Annotated in this window: 17 protein-coding genes; 4 read left to right on the top strand and 13 right to left on the bottom strand. The window is 33.0% G+C overall.

The features are described 5' to 3' along the window. The first annotated feature begins 46 nt into the window (after nucleotides 1-46). Nucleotides 47-1,051 carry a helix-turn-helix transcriptional regulator gene (locus RB619_RS00990; protein WP_308092993.1) on the top strand — a complete coding sequence of 335 codons (1,005 nt, stop codon included), beginning with the start codon at nucleotides 47-49 and terminating at the stop codon, nucleotides 1,049-1,051. A gap of 35 nt (nucleotides 1,052-1,086) precedes the next feature. Here RB619_RS00990 and RB619_RS00995 read toward each other — a convergent pair whose 3' ends face one another. Beyond that, on the bottom strand, nucleotides 1,087-2,241 hold the full coding sequence (locus RB619_RS00995) for a PepSY-associated TM helix domain-containing protein (protein ID WP_308092996.1): 1,155 nt from the start codon (nucleotides 2,239-2,241) through the stop codon (nucleotides 1,087-1,089). 89 nt (nucleotides 2,242-2,330) lie between these two features. Continuing rightward, the gene (locus RB619_RS01000) at nucleotides 2,331-4,655 is read right to left on the bottom strand and encodes a TonB-dependent receptor (protein WP_308092998.1); all 2,325 of its coding nucleotides are present in this window, start codon (nucleotides 4,653-4,655) and stop codon (nucleotides 2,331-2,333) included. A 237-nt stretch (nucleotides 4,656-4,892) separates the two neighbouring features. On the opposite strand from RB619_RS01000, the gene RB619_RS01005 reads away from it, so the two are divergent. Continuing rightward, nucleotides 4,893-6,053, top strand: coding sequence for an MFS transporter (locus tag RB619_RS01005; RefSeq protein WP_308093001.1), 1,161 nt, complete (start codon nucleotides 4,893-4,895; stop codon nucleotides 6,051-6,053). Nucleotides 6,054-6,236: 183 nt separating this feature from the next. Here RB619_RS01005 and RB619_RS01010 read toward each other — a convergent pair whose 3' ends face one another. The 5 genes from RB619_RS01010 to RB619_RS01030 form a co-directional block, all read right to left on the bottom strand. Continuing rightward, the gene (locus RB619_RS01010) at nucleotides 6,237-7,094 is read right to left on the bottom strand and encodes a hypothetical protein (RefSeq protein ID WP_308093004.1); all 858 of its coding nucleotides are present in this window, start codon (nucleotides 7,092-7,094) and stop codon (nucleotides 6,237-6,239) included. 30 nt (nucleotides 7,095-7,124) lie between these two features. Then, the gene (locus tag RB619_RS01015) at nucleotides 7,125-7,601 is read right to left on the bottom strand and encodes a DUF6265 family protein (RefSeq protein WP_308093006.1); all 477 of its coding nucleotides are present in this window, start codon (nucleotides 7,599-7,601) and stop codon (nucleotides 7,125-7,127) included. A 174-nt stretch (nucleotides 7,602-7,775) separates the two neighbouring features. Next, a complete protein-coding gene (locus tag RB619_RS01020; RefSeq protein ID WP_308093007.1) occupies nucleotides 7,776-10,082 on the bottom strand; it encodes a DNA topoisomerase 3 in 2,307 nt (768 codons plus the stop codon). A gap of 268 nt (nucleotides 10,083-10,350) precedes the next feature. Beyond that, nucleotides 10,351-11,460, bottom strand: a complete 1,110-nt coding sequence (locus RB619_RS01025) for an acyltransferase (RefSeq protein WP_308093008.1) — start codon at nucleotides 11,458-11,460, stop codon at nucleotides 10,351-10,353. A 91-nt stretch (nucleotides 11,461-11,551) separates the two neighbouring features. Beyond that, on the bottom strand, nucleotides 11,552-11,980 hold the full coding sequence (locus RB619_RS01030; RefSeq protein WP_308093009.1) for a copper resistance protein NlpE N-terminal domain-containing protein: 429 nt from the start codon (nucleotides 11,978-11,980) through the stop codon (nucleotides 11,552-11,554). Between the two features lie 268 nt (nucleotides 11,981-12,248). Between RB619_RS01030 and RB619_RS01035 the strand changes: the two genes are divergently transcribed. Continuing rightward, nucleotides 12,249-13,265, top strand: a complete 1,017-nt coding sequence (locus RB619_RS01035) for a hypothetical protein (RefSeq protein WP_308093010.1) — start codon at nucleotides 12,249-12,251, stop codon at nucleotides 13,263-13,265. Between the two features lie 77 nt (nucleotides 13,266-13,342). On the opposite strand, the gene RB619_RS01040 is transcribed toward RB619_RS01035, so the two are convergent. The 5 genes from RB619_RS01040 to RB619_RS01060 all read right to left on the bottom strand — a co-directional run bounded on the left by RB619_RS01040 (nucleotide 13,343) and on the right by RB619_RS01060 (nucleotide 17,998). Beyond that, the gene (locus tag RB619_RS01040) at nucleotides 13,343-15,265 is read right to left on the bottom strand and encodes a S9 family peptidase (protein ID WP_308093011.1); all 1,923 of its coding nucleotides are present in this window, start codon (nucleotides 15,263-15,265) and stop codon (nucleotides 13,343-13,345) included. Nucleotides 15,266-15,507: 242 nt separating this feature from the next. Continuing rightward, the gene (locus tag RB619_RS01045) at nucleotides 15,508-16,029 is read right to left on the bottom strand and encodes a hypothetical protein (RefSeq protein ID WP_308093015.1); all 522 of its coding nucleotides are present in this window, start codon (nucleotides 16,027-16,029) and stop codon (nucleotides 15,508-15,510) included. A 55-nt stretch (nucleotides 16,030-16,084) separates the two neighbouring features. Beyond that, complete coding sequence (locus RB619_RS01050) at nucleotides 16,085-16,588, bottom strand: hypothetical protein (RefSeq protein ID WP_308093017.1); 504 nt, start codon at nucleotides 16,586-16,588, stop codon at nucleotides 16,085-16,087. Nucleotides 16,589-16,652: 64 nt separating this feature from the next. Beyond that, nucleotides 16,653-17,147: an SRPBCC domain-containing protein gene (locus tag RB619_RS01055; protein WP_308093020.1), complete on the bottom strand. Its 495-nt coding sequence runs from the start codon at nucleotides 17,145-17,147 to the stop codon at nucleotides 16,653-16,655. Between the two features lie 32 nt (nucleotides 17,148-17,179). Further along, complete coding sequence (locus tag RB619_RS01060; protein WP_308093023.1) at nucleotides 17,180-17,998, bottom strand: DoxX family membrane protein; 819 nt, start codon at nucleotides 17,996-17,998, stop codon at nucleotides 17,180-17,182. A 646-nt stretch (nucleotides 17,999-18,644) separates the two neighbouring features. On the opposite strand from RB619_RS01060, the gene RB619_RS01065 reads away from it, so the two are divergent. Continuing rightward, on the top strand, nucleotides 18,645-19,406 hold the full coding sequence (locus RB619_RS01065) for a helix-turn-helix transcriptional regulator (RefSeq protein WP_308093025.1): 762 nt from the start codon (nucleotides 18,645-18,647) through the stop codon (nucleotides 19,404-19,406). A 258-nt stretch (nucleotides 19,407-19,664) separates the two neighbouring features. Here the strand turns inward: RB619_RS01065 and RB619_RS01070 are convergent, their stop codons facing one another. Further along, complete coding sequence (locus RB619_RS01070; RefSeq protein WP_308093027.1) at nucleotides 19,665-20,243, bottom strand: hypothetical protein; 579 nt, start codon at nucleotides 20,241-20,243, stop codon at nucleotides 19,665-19,667. Nucleotides 20,244-20,309 lie beyond the last annotated feature (66 nt).

Below are 20,309 nucleotides of genomic sequence, written 5' to 3' on the forward strand. Positions count from 1 at the left end.
GTGCAGAAAACACTTTATTGCATAACCGTAATTAAAGAAAGAACAGATGAAAACAACGATGAGGAGTGATATTTTTAAAAAAGAATTGATAGTAATCAACGACCCGATTCGTTTTAATAAAGAAGATCTTATCGAGAAAAAAATCAATTACAATCATAAAGGAATTGTTGGTATTATTACCGACATTATGCTCGATGGCGTTCATGTTGTAGCAAGAGATTTAACGATAGAAAATGAATATTCTATTGAAGTTGAACATGATTTTTCGTTTATAAAACTCCATATTGAAATGGAAGGCGATAACGAATATTGCCCTGAAAAGAAAGACGAACCCAGTATTTATATTCCGCAAGGGCATTATAACTTTTTTTATATTCCGAAAATTAAAGGCGTTTTAAACTATCGGACGAAAAGAAGAAGAACGTTAGAAATTACTTTTACAGAAGAATATCTGCAACAGCTTTTTTATCCGAATTTAAAAAATACGATTCCGCTTCTTGCTGAAGCAATTGAAAATGGCAGTTCGTATAAAATGTGGGAGACAAGCAAAAGTATTTCGCCTAAATTGAATATTTTGATTGAAGATATTTTGCAGTGTTCCTATTCTGGTGCAATCAAAAAAGCTTTTTTAGAATCTAAAGTTGTTGAGATTCTTTCGTATTTGTTTACCATTATAAATGAAGAGGAAAATACAAAAACGATTGTAGAGCTGAGCGCTTGCGATTATTTGAAAATTTTAGAAGTTGAAAATATTCTTAAAACGCAATTCAAAGAAAAACATACTTTGGCAAGTATTGCAGCGCAGGTTGGCTTGAATAATTTTAAAATTAAAAAACATTTTAAATTAGTATTCAATACCACTGTATTTAATTATTTGACGCAGGTTCGGATGGAATATGCTAAAAAGCTAATTACCGAAAAAGAGCTCCCAATTTGTGTTGTTTCAGAAGAATTAGGGTATAAAAATCAGCATCATTTTACGGTTGCTTTTAAGAAAACATTTGGCTATTTGCCAAGCAAGCTTAAAAATCAAAAGGAACTAACTTTTTAAGATTAGCTCCTTTTTTGAAATTTTACTTTTTAATATTAAGATTTTACAATCGCTTTTTTCTTTTTATTATTTCGCCCCCACCAAATCAAGAAACCGGTTATAGGCAAACTTGCTGAAACAAGGCTGGCAAAAAAAGCAAGTATTTTTCCCGGAAAACCCAAAATACTTCCTACATGCAAATCGTAATTTATAAACCGGAATTTTTCGCCATTGTTTTTGTCACTGTAAGTAATAGTTTTAAGATTTTTTCCAGTATATCGATCAAATTGCATGGAAACATCATCGAAACGGCTTGGATATCGTACAAATGTTTGAAAAGTGGCTAATGAGTCTTCTGCTTTTGGAAGAAATAAATAATAGCTTTTAGCATTAGGATTTGCCTTAATGGTTGTGGCATAAATTTTATCTGTCGCTGTATTTTGAGTATATTGAGTAGTATCTGAAACTATTTTTTCCTTTTCAAATGTTTTTCCGCCATTAAAAAGCCATTGAACACCTTTATCGTAACATTCAAAAGCCCAAACTAATCCTGTAAGTGCAATTATTAAGGCAAAAAACATCATATAATAGCCCAGAATATTGTGCAAATCGTAATTTTTTCGTTTCCATTGCGTGGTATTTTTCCATCTAAACCAAAAGCGCTGTTTTGCCGCCTGTTTGTTTTTTGGCCACCAAAGTATCAATCCTGTAATTAATGAAATGATAAATATAATTGTAGCTGTTCCGACTATTGGGTCGCCAATTTCGCTCCTAAAGCAAAGTGTTTGGTGAAGCATTCGAACAAAAACAAAAAACTCAAAATTGTAGTTTTCAAGCTTTTTGACGCTTCCAGAATAAGGATCCAAATAAACATACGTGCTTTGATAACGGTTCCAATACCAAATGGCATCTTTATCTAATTCTTCAAAAAACCAGATAATAGCCGTTCGTTTTTCGTCATTTAGCACCCTGCATCCAGAAAGTGTTTGTTTGGGATTAATCTTGTTTGCTTCCGTAGCAATCTGAATTAACTGGCTAATGGGGAGTTTTTTATTTTTTACTTGATCAACATAATAATAGTCATGAACAATTGGGCGCAACTCTTCTTCAAAAACATACAAACAGCCAGTAATACCAAGTATAATCACAATTAGGCCAGATGACAATCCCAGCCATAAATGCGCTTTTTTTATAAAATTTTTAAATGTCATGTTTTTTGATACTATGGCATAAAGCCATGATTGTTATTAAAAAAACACCTCATAACGTTAGTACAGAGGTGTTTTTTGGAAATTTTGTTTTAGAATTTAAGGATTAAATTTGCCAATATATTAGTTGGCGCTTGCGATGTACCCCAGAAATCCCAATATTTTTCATTGCTGATATTATTAAATTTCAAACCAACTCTCCATGTCGATTGATCATAATAAACTGATGCATTGTAAGTAGTATAGGACGGCATGTAGAAAGTGTTTTCGGCTGTAAAATAGTTTTTGTCAACATAATTTGCGCCAGCACCAATTCCTAGACCTTTTAATTTGTTTTGGAAAGTATAAGAAGTCCAAAAGTTAACTACATTTTCTGGAGATCCAGTTGCTTTGTTTCCTTCAATCGCAGCAACAGATGCTTTCACAATTCTGTTGTCATTATAGCCATATCCTGTTACAATGTTTAAACCGTTGATTGGGTTTGCAATTAATTCAAAATCAAAACCTTTACTTACTTGTTTTCCATCCTGAATAGTATATCCGGCAGCATCAACTCTTGTAGCGTTGTCGATTGTGATATTGTAATAACTTACAGATCCTGTTAGTTTTTTATGAAAAGCTTCTGCTTTAATTCCACCTTCATATTGTACGGCATAAATTGGATCTAAAACTAATTGTGTAGCATTTGGTTGTGTTACAGGCTGTACGTTTTGGAAACCGTTCATATAATTTCCAAAAACTGAAACTTGATCTTTTACCAATTCATAAACTAATCCAAGTTTTGGTGCTAATGCAGTTTGGTGGTAACCTTCAACTGTTCCCACTTTTTCGCGATCAAAATTATCTAGACGTAAACTCAGCATTGCAGAAAGTCTATCTGTAAAATTTACAACATCACAAGCATAAACACTAAATGTTTTTTGGTCTGCAACTGGCGATGCAGTCAATACTAGTCCGGCATCAACCGCTTTTCTTCTGATAGGAGCAAAGTTGGTTGTAACATCAATATTATCTAAAGTAAAAGTAGTTCCTCCAGAAAAATTAGAACTGTAAAGTCTGTAATTTACACCGGCTAAGAATTTATGTTTAATACTTCCTGTATCAAACTTCCCGTTTATGTTTTCTTGAATGTTGGTGTAGTTGTTATAGATTGGTCCCCAAAGCCCAACTCTTCTTGCAACTTGTGTTGGAGAACTCCAAACAGCGTAACTCTGATAACTGCGTTCTACATCTTCGCCAACAAATGAGAAAACGGTAGTCGATTTCCAGTTTTCAGACAGTTCATATTCTGCCTGAGCAAAAACTTTAGTTGCTGTCGATTTGGCGTCGTTATCATCATGAAACATAGATTTTCTGTAGTCTATTTTCAACTGAGTTGGATTTGTAATTCCCGAAGTCGTAGCATATGTATTATAAGTGCGTCTTGTGTTATTTACATTGTAAAGCTCGGCGTCAAAGTTGAAAGTAAGTTTCTCAGATGCTTTGTAAGTAAGGCTTGGTGCAAAAAGCAAAGTATTATTAAAGCCATAATTTAGGAAACTTTTTTCTCTGTTAACGGCCATATTAATTCTGAACAAAACTGTTTTGTCTTTATTTAACGGTGTATTTACATCAGCTGTAAGTCGGTTTAAATTGTAGCTTCCTGCTGTGTATGATATTTCGGCAGCTGTTGTTTCAAAAGGTTTTTTAGTAACCAAATTGACAACACCTCCAAATGAGGAAACTGACGAACCAAATAAAGTTCCAGAAGGACCTTTCATGATTTCAATTCGCTCCACATTTCCAAGATCTACAGAAGAACGGCCCGAAGCAGTTTCCATTCCATTTCTGGCATTTACTCCTGTAGAAAATCCTCTAAAAATCACTCCAACTCCTCCCGAAGGATAACTGATGGAAACAACGCCAGGAGAATTTTGTACCGCACTTCTAATATCTACCGCTACTTGCTCTTGCAAAAGCTCTTTATGAATAACGCTGTAAACTTGCGGGTTTTCAAGATTTTTTAGTGGCATTCTGGCAACGTAATCTGTTTTTTTAGACACAATGCTTTTTTTGCTGCTAATTACAACCTCTTGAAGTTCTTTATTAGAAACTTTCAATTGGAGGTTCAATGTATTGGTTTCATTTTCGGTAACTACAACTTGACTTTCCGAAGTTTCATAACCTGTCAAAGATATTTGAAGGATGTAATTTCCTGCTTTTACTCTGTTGAATTCAAAGCTACCGTCGTCATTGGTGGTTGTTCCGTATTTAGAATTTTTTAAAATGATATTCACGCCGGCCGCCGCGTCGCCGTCTGAAGTAGTAATGTTTCCTTTAATTTTTCCGTGATTTTGTTGTGCAAATAGGCTTAAAAATGAAAATAGAAAACTGATTGAGAATAGAAAACGTGATGTTTTCAGCTTAAGGTTATTCATGATTTTTTAATTGGTTTGTAAATTAATTTTATTTAGAATAAATAAAAACAGTGCAAATGTAAAAATTAATATTTCCTTAACAAATATTATTTTACTTGATTTTAGATACTTTTTGTTATATAATTGCTGATTTGTTTTTTTTTGAAAAATGATATTGCAATTTTTATCGAAAAACCTTAGAAAAGGGTAGAAGTTCGTTTTTAAAAGCCTTAATTTTGCATTCAGAAAATTGACTTCATGATTTTACCTTTCTTAAAAAAGTATCAAAATACCCCCAAAGGCTATCGCATTGCTAATACGGTTTTTTTCTTTCTCTCCGGAATTGGATATTCGTCATGGGTTTCCCGAATTCCGCACATTCAAGCGCAATTGCATTTGTCTGAGGCGCAATTTGGAGCTGTTTTATTCGCCTTCCCAATAGGTTTAATGCTTACAATGCCTTTTACAGGAAAACTTTTAAATAAATACAGCAGTCGTTATATCATGCTTTTAGGAGCGGTTATGTTTAATATAGTGCTGGCTTTACCTGGTTTGGTTGCCTTTGTTTGGCAATTGGTTATCGTGCTTTTAATTTTTGGAGCTTCCAGAAATATTTTCAACTTATCAATTAATGCGCAGTCATTAGAAGTTCAGAAATTATATCCAAAATCAATTATTACGCGTTTTCATGCTGTTTGGAGTATTGCCATTTTTACTGGTGCTGGTTTGGGTTATGTAATGGTGACACAGCATGTTGCACCTTCGCATCATTTACTTGGAGTAAGTGTTTTTATGATGGCGCTTACGGCTTGTTTTTATCCAATGAGTATTCATAATGAGCCTGTTCCGGTTAAAAAGAAATTCTTTTCACTGCCGGAAAAAAACTTGGTTAAGTTCGCCTTGATTTGTTTTGTTTCAATGGCGTGCGAAAATACAATGTATGATTGGAGCGGGATTTATTTCGAAAATATATTGAAAGCTTCGCCAAAATTGACCAGCGCCGCCTTTGTGTTTTTTGCAACGGCAGTTACTTTAGGGAGAATATTTGGTGATTACGGAGTAATGAAATTTGGAACTAAAAAAATCCTGCTTTATAGTGGTATTTTGATCACAGTAGGTTTTGGAATTTGTTTTATTCTGCCTTACATATATCCAACTATTTTTGGTTATATGTTAATCGGATTTGGGGTTTCTTGCGTGGTTCCGTTAGTGTTTAGTATTGCTGGAAGATCTTCAAAACTGAGCAGTGGTTCTGCATTAACGTCTATTTCCACAATTGGTTATCTTGGGTTTTTACTTGTTCCGCCAATGGTGGGTTTTATCTCAGAATATTTAAGCATGAAATGGGCTTTTTTGGTAATGGCGCTTTTGGGTATTCTGATGATTTTTATGGTGAATAAGATTGGGGAAAACGAATAGTTTTTAGAGGTGCTGAGGTTCTAAGATGCTGAGGTTCTGAGTTTTTTTTGTCCTGATATATCTTTGTGGATAATCTTTGCGTAAACTGGACTGAAGTCCAGCTCTACAATATGTTTCGAGCCTTTGGTTCTTATTGGGAAGGCAGATTATTTTTCTAGTGTATTAAGATAATCTTTCCATTTTTTATTCCGATTTTGCATTAAACAAATTTTCAATCTGTATCCTTTCGGCAAAATGCTCAAGTTTAATATCTGAAGTTACATTATTAAAGATCGTTTTGATTTTTTGTGCATTTTCTGGATGAATTATTTTACAGCCTGCAAAATCGTGATTTTCTAGATACTCACCAAAAGTGTTTAGTAATTCCTCTCTTGTAATCAATGCATTTTCTTTTTTGGTCTTGAACCATTTTTTTTGAACTTTAGTCAATAAAAAATAGTCAGCAGAAGGAATAACATTCGGGATATGTTCTGTCCAGCTAGAAACGGTTATTACTTCGTTATTTTCTTTCGTTTTGAAAAAAAACATTTTAGGAACGAAATAGGAATCTCCTAACTTTTCCTGAATTAAATTTCGATTAAAGTTGTAATTCCAAATAGAATTAGATTTTTCAATTTCTAAATAATTGCTTTGCTCATGAAAATGTCCGGAACTCACGTTTAGATTTGTTTTATTCCAATTTTCATAGAGTTCGGTACTTGTTGGTTTATATGGTTCTTCGTTTTTAGATTGAGGATTTAGAACGTATAAATCTAGATCCAGTACCAGTTTTTCTACAAATTCAAATGCTTCAATTCCGAAAAAACTTGGACGAAGAAAATTTAGATTGAAAGAAATATTTAGAGTCTCAAAATTTTCAAAACTTTCGAAATCGTCTTCATTTTCTGTTTTTTCAAAACTGTAATATACTTCAGTATCGAGATTTTGAAAAAACCATTGATTGTTTTCTTCAGGAACTAAATTTAGAGATAAAAAATTCTCGATTTCGTTAGTAGTTATTTGACTTTCTTTGCTTTTAAAAAAGTATAAATCGTAACTCATATTTGTTTAATAATATTTAGAACTTAAAAACTACTTCTTCGTCATAATAAACCTTTCCGTTGTCAGCTTTCCATTCAATTTACCTGAAATCTCTGCTGTCATCGTATTATTTGCCCCTTTTGTATACATGATTTTTTGAGGATAATCGTGTTTAGGATTTTCGAAAACTAATTTTTGATCTGTTTCAGAAGTCGACGGAAATGAAACAGGTTTATCGTCATTTTGCCCTTTTACAGTCGCTTTGTAAGTTAGTGTTTCGCCTAATTGAGCTAGAATAATTGATTCAAAGTGCAAAGTATCTTTTCCTTTGATAAAATACGAAGAAGCACTAAAAGTACTGTCATTCAACTTTTGCCAGTTTTCGGTTAAAACGCCATCTGGCGAAGTATTTTCCCAGTTTCCAATTAGCCAATCGGCAACTTTGATTTTATCTTTTTCAACAGATTCTTTCTTCTGACAAGAAACAAAAGTGATTATAAGTGCTAAAAGAGTAATTTTCTGAAACATAATTTAAAGGTTTTGGTTGTACTAAAGTATGAAAAAAATGTTTGTCACAGATTACCAAGATTGAAATGATTTTTTTACGCAGATTCTGCTGATTTTAGCAGATTTAATTTCGATTTATTTAAATAAAAATCTGTGTACATCTGCTTAAATCTTTTTAAATCTGCGTGAAATAATTTAAACACTTTTCTGTAAAATAGAATAAACCAATTCTTTAGTTGGTTTTTGATCTCCAAGTTTAGAACGAACTTCATCAAAAGTAACTTTAAAATCACAACCCGATTTATATTCCGCGCAGCCATAAGCCGTTTTTCCTTTTAAAATAGTTCCTTTTTTGCATTTTGGGCAAATTAAAGAATCTGATGATTCTTCTTTTGCTTTTTTTGCTTCTGTTTTCTTGGGTTCTAATTTAAGCTTGTAGTTTTCTTCAAAACGAATTAAACCTTCAACTGTTCCGGCATCAGTTTTAAAACCTTTTATGTTTACGGTTGAACCTTTTTGAACCAATCTTAAATACTGACTTTCAGTGATTTTTTTATCTGAAAAAACAAAAGGAAGTACAAAATCGCAACCCGATTTATATTCACTACATCCAAAAGCCGATTTCCCTTTTATCAAATTTCCTTTTTGACATTTCGGACAAGTTTCTGCCAAAATTCCTCCTGCAGCTTTCTTTTTTTCTGCTTTTACAACAGGTTTCTGAATCGTTGCAGCATGCGAAATATTAGCATGTCTGGTTTCACTTCGAACTTCAGTTACCAAAGCTTCAACCATTCGTTTCATATTTCGGATAAAAGCGGAAGCGGTAAAAGTACCTTTTTCAATATCTTTTAACTGTTTTTCCCAAGAACCAGTAAGCTCAGCCGATTTAATCAATTCATTCTGAATCGTATCAATCAACTGAATTCCCGTTGTTGTTGGCAAAACCTGTTTTTTATTTCGAACAATATATTGACGCTTAAAAAGTGTTTCGATAATATTCGCACGCGTTGACGGACGACCTATTCCGTTTTCTTTCATCAATTCGCGCAAATCTTCGTCGTCGACTTGTTTTCCTGCGGTTTCCATCGCGCGCAGTAAAGTTGCTTCGGTAAAATGATTGGGCGGTTTGGTTTCTTTTTGAAGGAAAGAAGGTTCGTGTGGCCCTTTTTCGCTAACAACAAAACTCGGTAGTAAATCGGGTTCTTTTTCTTTTGCATTTGGATCTTCAAAAACAATTCGGAAACCTTTTTTCAGGATTTCTTTTCCTGTAGCTTTAAAAGTTACATCGGCCGCTTTTCCAATAACTGTCGTATTTGCAACCAAACAATCATCATAAAAAACAGCTATAAAACGTTTTACAATAATATCATAAACCTGCTGTTGATTGTACGGCAAATTGATTTCAATTCCTGTCGGAATAATTGCGTGGTGATCGGTTACTTTTTTATCGTTGAAAACCTTTGGCGATTTCTTGATTTTCCTTCCTAAAAGCGGTTCTGTCAAATGATTGTAATTATTTAATTTTTGCAGAATTCCCGGCACTTTTGGATAAATATCTCCCGGAAGGAAAGTCGTATCAACCCTGGGATATGTAATCGCTTTTTGCTCGTATAAAGTCTGTGCAATTTTTAGCGTTTCTTCGGCAGAAAATCCAAATTTTTGATTGCAATACACCTGTAGACCTGTTAAGTCGAACAGTTTTGGAGCATATTCGTTTCCGTTCTTTTTATCGACTGAAACAATTTCGAAATCACTTTCTTTAACTTTTTCGGCAAGAATTTCTCCGTCTTCTTTTTTCAGAAAACGCCCTTCTTCATAACTAAAAAGTGTTTCTCTGTATAAAGTCTGCAATTCCCAATACGGCTGTGGTTTGAAGTTTTCGATTTCTTTAAATCGTTCCACAACCATTGCCAATGTTGGCGTTTGCACGCGACCAATAGATAAAACTTGTTTGTAACCGCCATGTTTTACCGTATACAAACGAGTAGCGTTCATTCCGAGAAGCCAATCGCCAATCGCTCTTGAAAATCCGGCGTAGAATAAATTATCGTAGTTTTCAGAGGGTTTTAAGTTGTCAAAACCTTCTTTTATGGCTTCTGTTGTAAGAGATGAAATCCATAAGCGCTGTATTTCGCCTTTATAATTTGCTTCGTTCATCACCCAACGCTGAATCAATTCTCCTTCTTGTCCAGCATCCCCGCAGTTTATAACCAATTCGGCTTTGTCAAAAAGGGTTTTGATGATTTTAAACTGTTTCTGGATTCCCGAATTCTGTACAACTTTGGTTTCGAATTTTTCAGGAAGCATTGGGAGATTGTTCAAATCCCAGCTTTTCCAGTGCGGTTTGTAATCATTGGGTTCTTTTAAGGTACATAAATGCCCAAAAGTGTAGGTTACGGCATAACCATTTCCTTCGTAATACCCGTCATGTTTGGTATTAGCGCCCAAAACGGATGCGATTTCACGTGCTACACTTGGTTTCTCAGCAATACATACCTTCATTTTCTCCTTTTCTTATTGAGGAGCGAAGTTAGGATTTTTTTTTGGTTTGCCACAAAGACGCTAGGACGCTAAGGTTTTTGTTTTTGGTTCACACAAAGTCGTAACGTCGCAAAGTTTATGCTGTAAGTAAAGCTTAAAAATTAATCTCGCAAAGTCGCGAAGGCGCAAAGTTTTCTTTTACAAAATTTTAAACTTGGCGTCTTTGCGACTTTGCGTGCAAATTTCGGAGTACAATTGAAGCTTGAAATTTAATCTAACAAAAGTTATACTAAACCTTTTTTCTTCTCTCCGTTAAATATTTTCTAATTGGCGTATCATAAAAAACCATTGTTAAATAAGCAAAACCAAGCAAAAGAAGCGTTCCTATAATTATTATTAAAGTCAGCTGACTTGCGTCTGGTTTGTACTTCGCGTAATACCCCGCGAAAATCCACATCACGGCATAATGCGTCATGTATAACGGATAGGATATTTTTCCGAAGAAGATGCATAGTTTTCTAAAACCTTCTGATAGTTTTGCTCCAGCTCCCAATACAATTAATAGAGGAAAATAAAGCAATACCACAATGGGTTCGGTCAGCCAATTCCAATCTGTAAAAGGCAATAAAAGTGCTAACAACATTAGTATTGATAAGCCAACAAAACCAAGCTTTGATTTAATAATCCAGTTAGAACGATAAATGAGCATTCCGGCTAAAAAAGAGTATGAAATGCGTCCAAATCCGTCCCAAAAGGTTTCACCGCTCCAACCGCCCATCAATGAACCGCCCGCGCGATTGCTAATAAAACAGATTCCTGCTCCAGCAATGATAGTTAATATAAACAGTATGCGTTGGCTTAATTTATGAAGGAAAAGAGCATAACAAATATTGGCAATATATTCCCAAAACAAAGACCACGCAGGCGCACTTAATCCGAATAAATTGAAATAGCGATCTGGCATTGCAGGAAACGGAATCAGAAGAAGTGAACTAACAATTACTAAAATTAATTTGCCAGTTTCATAGTTTTGAAAATGATTGCTGAACGGATCAAGAATAAAAGTCAGCAAACCCAAAATTGAACCAAAAATAACCAAAGGATGCAATCGAATTAGCCTTAATTTAAAAAACTCAGTAAGACTCATTTTGCCAATTCGATCATGATAAGCATAAGCAATTACAAATCCGGAGAGACAAAAGAAAAAGTCGACAGCTAAAAAACCGTGCGCTATGAAATTTTCCTTTGGCGGATAAACAATTTCCATAAAATGAAAAACGACAATGGCCAAAGCGGCAATTCCTCTTAAGCCGTCAAGGGTTTCGAAATGTTGTTTTGGTTTTGTAATTGGTGTATTCGAGTTTTCAGTTGGTTGAATTGTTGGGTTTTGGGTAGCCATTTTAGCCTTTCGGTTTTCGATTTAATAATTTGATAATCCTTTTTACAAAGATTAGTTTTTCTGTTTAAAAAGTGATGATTATTACTCGTTTTTATTCTTTAAAAATATCAATCCTTCTCATCCAAAAAATTTCTGATTCTAAAAATTGAAGTTTCGTTTTAATGACTTTATCACTTTTATCTCTCGGATTTTTAGTTACAAATCGGGCTGTTGATTTATTAAAATCCAAAGTATATTTTTCGTTAAAATCTTCTTTTTTATCAGAAGAAAAAGTAATCAAATTGTCTTTTTCGCTCCATTTTCCTTTTCCGTAGTGGTTTGTTTCCGGTGGAGTTCCACCTTGCAGTTTTGAGTACGAATGAAATACAAATGTCCCATCAGGATTTAAAGTCAAATTGTATTCGATTATATGTCTTTCCCCTTCAGAAAGTTTTCGATTATAATTACCTGTAAGCTGACTCGCTTGTGCGAACAATGTTATATTTGAAATTAAAAATAGAGCAATGATTAGCTGTTTCATAAGTTTGTTTTTCATTTAATAAAAAAATAAAAATAAGTAAAAATCTTCTGATGATTTGTAATTAAAATTTATATATTTTTGGTTTGAAATGTGTTTGCTTATTTTTTGGTCATATTAACTAAAATAATGATTTGTTTTATGATTTTAGCCTATATGTTGATTAAGTATTGTGCTGTTTTGTGAATATCATTAGTAAAACAGTGACTAAAATTAAATAAAAAAGCACAATTCAAGTAACCAAATCACCAATCAAGAAATCACTATTTTTATGAGCAACTTTCCTAAAGAAACAAGTTTACCAAAATTTTACAGCACCACCGCATTAATAGCATTTATCTACGCTGGTTTTACAATTCTCTTTTTAGTTTATAAACAATTTTTTTATGTTAACGGAACTTGGTTTCATGGTCTTACAGTAAATGGCTTAGCTCTTTTAAATACGCTGGTTTGGATGGGAATCCTGATCGTTTTTAAACTTTTTCTAAATAGAATTCTAAAATATAAAAAAGCAGATTCATTGATAAATGTTTCTCTGGTATTCTTATTAATCGGACTTTATACAGTGACTTTAGTTGTATTCAAGTCGGTACAATTATACTTATCGCTTGATGGGGAGCAGGATATTAACTCTTTAACGTCTTTTGCTTCGACCTCTTTTTCGAGTGCAGTATTGCTGATTCTTTCTAACATTGCATTGATCATTGTTACCATTTTATTGGGAATACGTATCCTAAAAATTGATATTATTTTAAATAAACTGTTTTCAATTTTAGGCTTTTCATTGATATTACTGGGTGTGTTTTCTGCACTTTCGGTCGTGAATATTACAGGAAGCGAGATACTTACGTTTTTGGTAAAAGCTTTTACAGCTGCCGTTTTAGGATACATTTTAAAAGAAGCTTCTCAAGTGAACTATGCCGATTTGCCTGTTTCGCAAGAACCTGAAAAAAGAAATGATTTGAATTATTCTAAAGCAAATTCTCAAACTGTAATTTCATCTCAAAAAGTTGCCGAAAAAACAGAAAAAATAAACGTTTTAAAAAGAAGCAAAGAAGCTGTCCCAGCGCCTGAGGTGATTCCGAATCTTGATATCAACGAGCTTGAAGATAAAGAAATGGTGATTTCTTATTTTGAGAATTTGTCAAAAGAGGAGTTAAGCAGACTGGAAGCTGTTGTTGCTAAAAAGTATACTCAGAGCTTAAGTGAAGATCAAATCAAGAATCTTGTAATACAACATATTGTAGAGAAAAAATCGTATGATCATAATCGATTTGCACCAAAATAAAATCCTTTTGATGTGAAGTTTATCAAACAAAAAAGCTGCAAGAAAGTACTCTTACAGCTTTTTGTTTTTTTATAAAATCAGTCTTTGTATTGCTTAGTTTGCTGTTTCAAATGCTTGTCAAGGAATTTCTCCATTGCCGAATAAAAATCAAAACGATTATCCTGATTTCTAAAACCATGGCCTTCATCATTTTTAACCATATATTCTACTACAACACCACGTTTTTTTAACGCTTCAACCATTTGATCGCTTTCTGCTTTGTTCACTCTTGGGTCGTTTGCGCCCTGAGCAATAAACAAAGGCGTTTTAATTTTGTCAGCGTGCAATGCCGGCGATGCTGATGCAAGCAATAAACTGTCTTTTTTAGGATCACCCACCATTTCGTGAATTTGGGCCAAATAAGGCGTCCAGTAAGGTGGAATTGTATTCATAAACGTGAACAAATTACTTACTCCAACATAATCTACCGCGGCAGCATATAAATCTGGAGTGTAAGTGATTCCGGCAAGAGTGGCATAACCGCCGTAACTTCCTCCATAAATTGCAATTCGTTTTTCATCGGCAATGCCTTCTTTTTTGAGCCATTCAACGCCATCTGTAATATCGTCCTGCATGGTTTTTCCCCATTGTTTGAAACTTGATTCCCAAAATTTCTTTCCGTAGCCTGTACTTCCTCTGTAATTCATTTGTAAAACAGCATAACCGCGATTGGCTAAAAACTGAACTTCCGGATTATAATACCAGCCATCGCGCGCCCAAGGTCCGCCATGCGGGTTGATAATTACGGGAAGATTTTTAGGTTCAATACCAAGCGGAAGCGTCAAATAACCATGAATTTCTAAACCGTCTCTCGATTTATACGTAATAGGTTTAATATGACTCATTTGATTTTCCTTAATCCAAGGATATGGATCTGCCACTTCTTTAACTTCAGTTGATTTAAAATCATATAAATAAAATTTCCCTGGAGTTCTGTCATTTCCAGCCCAGACAATAGCTTTAGTTCGGGCATCATCGTAGCTTACAATTTCGGTTTCATAACCTTCAATTTGTTTTTTCAAATTGGTGTTGATTGTTTCCCAATCTTTATCGAAAAAATGTTTTTCTTGTTTTTCGCCTTCCCAGTCAACAGAAACCAAAGTTTGTTTTTTTCGGTCGTAATTAATACCATCTAAATCATATTTGCCGTCAGCAAAAAGTTCTTTTACATTTTTTTTGCCAATAGGATCGTATTCAACCAAAGCTACTTTATCTTTTCCAATGTTGCTCAGCGCATAAATATTTTTATTGTCTTTATCAAAAGAGGAAGGCGTAAAAATATCTTTGAAGGTCGTTGTAATCAAAGGTGTAAAAGGTTCTTTGTCTGAATTACGGTAATTCCACGTAATGTTTACACCGTCTGTTTTTGAGGCAAGACGAATAACTCCATTATTATCGGTAACCCAGCCGTCAAAGTTTTCTTTGTTATCGTAAAGAAGCGTCAAAGTTCCCGTTTCAACATTTAAAAGATACGGATCAAAATATTCTTTAACTCGTTTGTTGATCTGTACAATCAATTCTTTTTCTTTTCCTTTAATGTCAATCAGAGCGTCAGTAATGTCGCTTCTAATGCCAGGAAAAGGAGTTAATTTTTTTAAATCTGTTCCATCTGCTTTAACTGAAAAAAGCTGAAAATTTTCATCTCCGCCAACATCTTGCGCGTACACGATTCTGTCACCTTTCCAGAAATAATTAAAAATACTTCTCAACGTATCATTAGTCACACGAACCGACTTTTCTTCGCCTACTTTCTGAACAAAAATGTTGGTTTTTCCCTTATAATCGGCGCGATAGCTAAAGTAATTGCCATCTGGCGAAATTCGGAAGGAACTTTTTTCTCCATTTTTGAAAAAAGTTTTCACATCAATTAATGGGGCAGGAGTTTCTTTTGGTTCCTGTTTGCAGGAAATAAAGAGTGTTGCCAAAACAACGAAAACGGATAAAACGGATTTTCTAATCATATTTTGCTTTTTTTGGTGTTCTTGGAATTATAAACTGCTCTTGAAAATACAATTGATTTTAAATTGTATAATGTTGAAAATGTGGTTTTTATAATTTCAAAAGTAAGAAAAAGTTTCTAATATTGATTAGAGAAGATTTAAATTGTTTAACTCAGTGATTTTGTTGGGAAGAAATACGAAATTCTGGATATTTTTTAAAGCAAAGTAACTTAAAAAACAATTCGTTTGTATTGTCTCTACGATTAAGATACGGGTGTTTTTTGGTTCATAATTTTATTGATTTTTTCTAGAATGTTATTTGCATTCTTAATATCTAACCAATCGATAATTCTTATAGTTTGAATCCCTTTTTGAATAATAATCGAATAATTGGAATTTGAGAATAAATAATTCAAACGTATGTAATATTTAGTTTTTTCAATTCCTAAATCTAAAATACTGATTTTCTCAATTTCAGAAATTCTATATTCTTTTGGCTTATTGAAAAGCTTGTTTTTAGTCGTCACTTTTATTTTTTCAGGTGAAATTTCTAAAATCACTTTGCCAAAAGTATTCCACAACCAAATGTAAAAGAACAGAATAAAAAATGCCAAAAAAGGTACAACCGATTGAATGTAATTCAACGCTGAAAACAGATAAGTACTTTTAACAGACACAATGGGAAGGAGAATAAATATTACGAAAATCAAAGCTAAAAGAGCAATAGGACAGATAATTGATATAATCCAGTTCGGTTTGTTTTTAATTGTTATAATTTCAGTCATTCGATTTTTTAATTTCGTTCACGAGCAGTATAGTCGAGCCAGTTTGGTCAATAAATTATATTGTCATAGCAAACACAGTTACACCTAAAAACACAAAAAAACAAATTACATCGAATATAGTGCCTTTTCGATCATCATAAAGATCTGTTGCGCCGTTTTTTGCTGGCATAATTAATTCTTTGTTCTGAATTTGTAAACTTAAAAATCGAAGCACTTGAAAAAGAAATAATGACAGTAGAGTATTTCTTAATATAATAGCAGCTTTTAAACCACTTCGTTCAAAAATATTTTGTGGTAAATCTTTTAACGCAAGAAAAACACAAAAATGAAGTATTCCAATTACTACCCAAATTAAAAAATAATTAAAATTACGAAGCGCCCGATATTGAAAACTGTAAAGAAATAATTGAGTAGCGAGTCCGTATAAAAATAGTATGTCTTGGGTGTTTTTGTTTATTGCAACGTAACTTAATAAGAAAAAAGAAAGCAGTACATAAATACTAATAGTGATAATATTCCATTTGGTTAATTTGGAACGACGAATAAATTTGTTTTTCATTAAAACGGTAAAGATTGTTTTATCAAAAATAGGAATTACGAACGAATAGACATTTTAAAAACCCTTAATTATTTATCATCGGATTCAAATTTTCGTCTTTATTTCGTAAATCCAATCCGCCTTCGTAAACCGATTTAAGATTGGTGAGATAAAAGTGCCAGCCGTTTGAACAGCCCAATCTGATATTTTGTTTCGAAAAATCATCCGTTGGAATATTGTGCTGATGAAGTTCGACAATTGTATAACCATTACTTTCGCTCAATTTTATATCAACAAGGCAATTTCCTTCAAATGTAAATTGCAATTGGTTTTTTCCGTTTGCTGAAGTAATTTTTCCATTCATTGCGTCTTTGTATAAATACCAAAGCCATTCGTAAGCAGTGCCTTCTGAAGCATTTTTATTTTTGGGGATTGAGTTTTCATTGGCATCAAAAAAAGAAACTTTTTCTAGAAACCATTTTTCCAGTTCATCAGCTATTGTCCAGGCATTATAAATATCGCTGATTTTAGCTTTTATGGCTATTTTTTTGGTGAAGGATGTCCAATCGAAGTTTTCCATAATAATTTGATTTTATATTACCTGTTGTGATTTTAATTAACCCGTTTTTTACAATCATTTGTAAACGCAATTACTAATGCAATTCCACAGAAAAGCAAACATATAAGCGCACGAACAATTTCATTTCCACCACCTTCTGATGGATTTGCAACGGCATCAGGAATATGAAAGAATAGGAAAAACAATAAAAGTGTAAAGGCCAAAAGAAGTGAAATAGGTTTTATTAGTATTTTGAAAATAATGGATATTCCAGCAATAACAAGTGCAACGCCAAAAAAATACGTCCAAAACATTGGCGCCGGCAACCATTTTGGAACCATTGTCGCAATAAAACTGGCAAAAGCAAAATGACTTAATCCAAATATTATAATGAGAATGGAATAAAAAACGCGTCCACACGGAATAAGTTTTTCTAATAATGACGTGAAATTCTTTTCGCCTGTAGCAGCATTATTTTCTCCAAATGATCCTGCCATTACAAACGCTCCACCGCTATAGGTTAAGGCTTCGATAGCATTTATCCAAACTTGAAAATCGGGAGTTTTTTCTGCACTCAGCATGATGATGTACGGCAAATGAGAAGCGATGACAGAAACAAGAAAACCAAAACCTAAATAAAGACATGCTTTTTTGGTTTCAATAAATTTAATTGTAAATACGCCCGAAATGATAATTCCAGCAAGTATTAAAACGATTCCGACAAGAATAGGGAAGATGCTATTGTCATGCGCCCAAGCAGGAAATGGAGCTAAAATTTCTGAACGAAATTTTTTGATTATAAGTTGATGGATCCCTAAAGCAACAACGCCGATACCATAAAACAAACGGCCAATTTTAATGAGTTTTTCCATTAGTGGTTTTGTTAGAAAAAATGATTAAAGAATAGATTTTGGCAATAATCAAATATATAAATTAATTTATAAGATATTGATTTACTGTTTGTTTTGTTTTTTGTCATGAAAATGACTCTTTACGATTCGTTACCGCAGATTTGTAATCTGTGCCCGCAAAGATTGGTTTGTTCTTCGAAGATCAGGAAAGAGGTAATTCTCGTGCTAGCGCGAGCGTCTCGCTCGTGACCGCATCGTTTTTAAAATTGATTTTGATCGCGTGCACGAGCGGGACGCCACGCCAGCATGAGATTTAAACCTTATGTTGATTTATTAACTATTCTGAGAATTACGTTTTTTAATTTCGGAGTCTATTTGACTCATAAAAATTAAAATAGGGACTATTGTTGTAATGGCAAGTGGCAAAAGCGTAAAAATTAACTTGTATTTTGGTATACTAACGATCCACGACAGAATAAGAATCCATAAAATGCCTAAGGCGATAATAATTATTTTTAAGGCTTTTTTATTCTTAATTAGTTCTTTTAAACTAGACTCTGATACTGATTTATTCCTCATAATTAAAAAGTTAAAACGCATTACAAAAAAAAGTAATAGATTTTAAATTCATTTTACACTTTTGTGTAGTTTTTAGTATTTTTATAAGATGGAAAACGAAAAACGATCTTTACTCAACCGCAACAAGATAGAAGCCACATCGGATGCAGACAAAGTTCAGTTCGGGAATTATCTGGAAGTGATAAAATCTTTTGCAAAAATAACGTATCAAAGTATTTATGTGATCGATTATGAAGAAATGAAGTTTGAATATGTTTCCAATAATCCTTTGTTTTTATGTGGTTTTTCGGCAGAAGAAGTGCTTGAAATGGGATATGAATTCTATTTTAATAATGTTCCAAAAGAAGATCTAGAATTATTAAGTACCATCAACAGTGCCGGATTTGATTTTTATGATAAACTGCCTAACAATGACGAACGAAAATTATACAGCATATCGTATGATTTTCATTTAAAAGGGAAATATGACAAACCCATTCTTATTAATCATAAACTGACGCCTCTTTTTTTGAATCAGGAAGGAGCAGTTTGGAAATCGTTGTGTCTGGTTTCTATTTCACATAATAAAAAAGCTGGAAACATTATTATAAACAAGCAAGGTTCAGAGACTTTGTGGAAATTTGATTTATCCAGTAAAGTCTGGATCGCAAAAAATAAATCAAAATTAAAAGACAAAGAATTGGAAATACTTAGGTTGTATGCTCAAGGTTTAACCATAAATCAGATTGCCGAAAAAATGTTTGTTTCTCCAGATACGATAAAATATTATAGAAGAAAAATTTTTGAAACTTTTGAAGTCAAAAACTTCACCGAAGCACTGGCTTTTGCTAAAGACAATAAGATTATTTGAAAATTAGTTTGATTGCGTTAATGAGCGGGACGTTATTATTTCCAGTCTAAAATAAAATCAAGCAAATTCTCGACAAATCTTTTTAACCAATTTTTCTTTTTCTTCATAAAGAGCTTTTATTATATCACGTTAGCGCGGATTTGTAATCCGTGCCCGCAAAGATTGGTTTGTTCTCTTTGTAAATATAAAAAAAAGCTACATGATATTTTAGCTTTTGTTTTTTATGATTTGTATTGTGTCTTGTTGGTGCGATCAGGATTATACTTCTGATTTCTTTTTTAAAATGAGCAAAACTATAGGCAATAAGAGAAGTGAAAATTGAATGTATAAATGACTAACAGCGTTAAACTTTTGATCTTCCATATGCTTTTTGTTGTCTACAAAAAGTGCGTCATTCAGTTTGTTTCTCCATACTTTGATAGATTTTGCTTTTCGGGTAGAGACGTACTTGAAATTATCGTTGTTAAGGGCAAGTCTTTCTTTATAAAATGTATAAATATTATTGCCCTGCCAAATTATTTCTTTTTTGATGTTCGAATGCAATAAGTTACCTCTAATTACGGTGTATTTTGATTTTGTGTCAGAGGGTTTTCTGCCTGAAGTTTCTTCAATAAATGCAGTATCGACTACAAAAAAATCACTTTTTAAATATTTTTCGGGATTAGACAATGCGGTATAATTTTCAAAAGGTTTTTTCAAACCTAGCAAAGGATCCCCATTGTTATAACCACCAACTAATCCTGAAATAAAAATAAAAAGAGAAACAAACAAATGAAATAATAATAGATACTTGAAATTTCTATATTTTGTAAAGAACGGATGATTTTTTATATTCATTTTTTTAATGTTTGTCTTTTATTATCGAGAGCTATTTATTTCATATAGATTTTCTAAAAACAATAT

The sequence above is a fragment of the Flavobacterium sp. LHD-80 genome, assembly GCF_030929605.1.
GTDB lineage: Bacteria > Bacteroidota > Bacteroidia > Flavobacteriales > Flavobacteriaceae > Flavobacterium.